The organism is Planktothrix sp. FACHB-1355, from assembly GCF_014748295.1.
GTDB lineage: Bacteria > Cyanobacteriota > Cyanobacteriia > Cyanobacteriales > Aerosakkonemataceae > Aerosakkonema > Aerosakkonema funiforme_A.
The window spans coordinates 1-1,849 of record NZ_JACJUP010001248.1; the positions used below are offsets into that span (position 1 = coordinate 1).

The following is a 1,849-nucleotide window of genomic DNA, read 5'->3' on the forward strand; positions in this document are numbered from 1 at the left end:
ATTGGAAAGCGGGAGTTCAAGCAAATGCTTAAGGCAGTTCGTAGGCTTCCAGACCAAGATTCGATCGCACCTAGCTTTGTGAGCGACCAATCATAGGAACGAATTAATGCTCCCATTTCGCCTCCGCCTGCCAGGAGCTGCCGTCCAACTACCGCTTCCCGATCGCGACTCATATTTATTTACTCCGCTCGCTCAAAAATATTTGGTTGGCAGCAACTAATCACGATTTTGCAACCGATCTAGTAATATGTCAATTTACTTAAGCGGCTGAGCGTCGGGGAGTGTATATTTATGCCTGCGACCCTACCTCGATCTAATTTTTAGATTGGTTTGGTCGTGACAATCATTTTGTAATTTTCCAGAACCACACATACAGAAACGACTTCCTCCGGCTCTAGTAATAGCAGGATTGACAGCGGGAAGATTGGCAAAATAACCTGCTGGTGGAAAATCATCTACAAGCACTCGCGCTCTTTCTAATTTCGGTACGCATTCTTGTAAATCTGTAACCATTTTTATCTCTAAAGCTCTCTCTGCTAAAGGAAATTCAAATTGATACCGATTTTCTAAATCTTTAGCTTTAGCAATTACTTCTCTCTTTTGCAGGATATCGCCGTTATTTGCGATGACGATCGCGTTGCCTATTTTAGCTACGAACACAACATAAACTTGAGCGAACACACTTTTAATTGTGAGCAATTTATCCGCAAAAAAGGCATCATCTCGAAACAAGTTTACTACTAGCACACCTGGCTTTGACAATCGTTCTTGGCACAACTCGTAAAATTCTTGGGTTGCTAATCTGTAGGGACTATAACCGGTACCTAAAAAAACATCACTGAGAATGATATCGTATTTAATATTTGCATTTTGTTGGGCAAGATACTCCCTTCCATCTTGAATCGCTACGCTCAAACGTTCGTCCAATTTCAGGCCAAAAAAATTCGTGGCTACTTGGAGTATTCCCGGATCGATTTCAGCACACTCAATAACTGCTTCTGGAAAATAGTGGTGTAAAAATAGGGGAATTATCCCACCACCTAAACCAGCTATGTAGATTTTCTGTGGCGTACCATTCCATACTAAACTCAACATCATTGCTTGCGTGTACGGACTTTTTAAATTGAGGGGTCGATCGAAGTCGAGTTCGGATTGAATCAAATTCGCTGGGGAATTAAAACGATCGCTAAAACCAAGAGTTATTGTAGATTTGGTTTTCGTTAGTTTGATATATTGATTTCCCGACTGCTGCACAAAAAAACAGCCTGGACGAGCAGAACGTACTTTGTTGAGCCGCTGTTTAATGGCATTGAGATTGCTAATTTGCCAAATTTCTCGATCGTTCATTTTTAAGTGCAATAAGGCTAGGGCGTCGGGGTTAGGGGTTAGGGACTAGGGGCTAACCCCTATTTAATTTTTGGTATGCTTTTACAGCAGAACATAAATTAACCAACTTTACTGTCAGGATATGAAAGTTTTGAATTTGCAGAAAGTTGAGCGATCATCTGAGTTCGAGAGGAAACATTAAGCTTGCGGAACATCCGCTTTAAAGCTTGTTTAACTGAATTTTCAGTAATCCAAAGTTCAGCCCCGATCTCTGCATTTGTTCGTCCTTGGGCAACCAGTTCGGCAATTTGCAATTCGCGGGGAGTGAGGCGATTTGTCTTTAATAATTGCTGTGACGATCGCACTGTTGCTACCCAAGTCGAGAGATGCAGACAAAGCGCACTCAAATCCATTAAATTTTGCGTATCGAATGAAGGCATTTCTCGCACGCGGGTAAAGCCAATTGCACCGACCAATTGTCCTTGGCTCACAATTGGGCCCGCCATAACGTGCCAGTGGTCTG

Annotated in this window: 2 protein-coding genes; both read right to left on the reverse strand. The window is 42.3% G+C overall.

Annotated elements, in window-relative coordinates; genetic code table 11:
• Positions 1 to 303 precede the first annotated feature (303 nt).
• A complete protein-coding gene (locus tag H6S82_RS31265) occupies positions 304 to 1,347 on the reverse strand; it encodes a fused MFS/spermidine synthase (protein WP_190468229.1) in 1,044 nt (347 codons plus the stop codon).
• Between the two features lie 98 nt (positions 1,348 to 1,445).
• Positions 1,446 to 1,849 (reverse strand): helix-turn-helix transcriptional regulator (locus tag H6S82_RS31270; RefSeq protein ID WP_242057187.1); only part of this gene is annotated, 404 nt, incomplete at its 5' end.

What these genes read in the sequence shown, in the direction of transcription:
- H6S82_RS31265 (WP_190468229.1), bottom strand. Translation starts at nt 1,347, where the DNA reads ATGAACGATCGAGAAATTTGGCAAATTAGCAATCTCAATGCCATTAAA.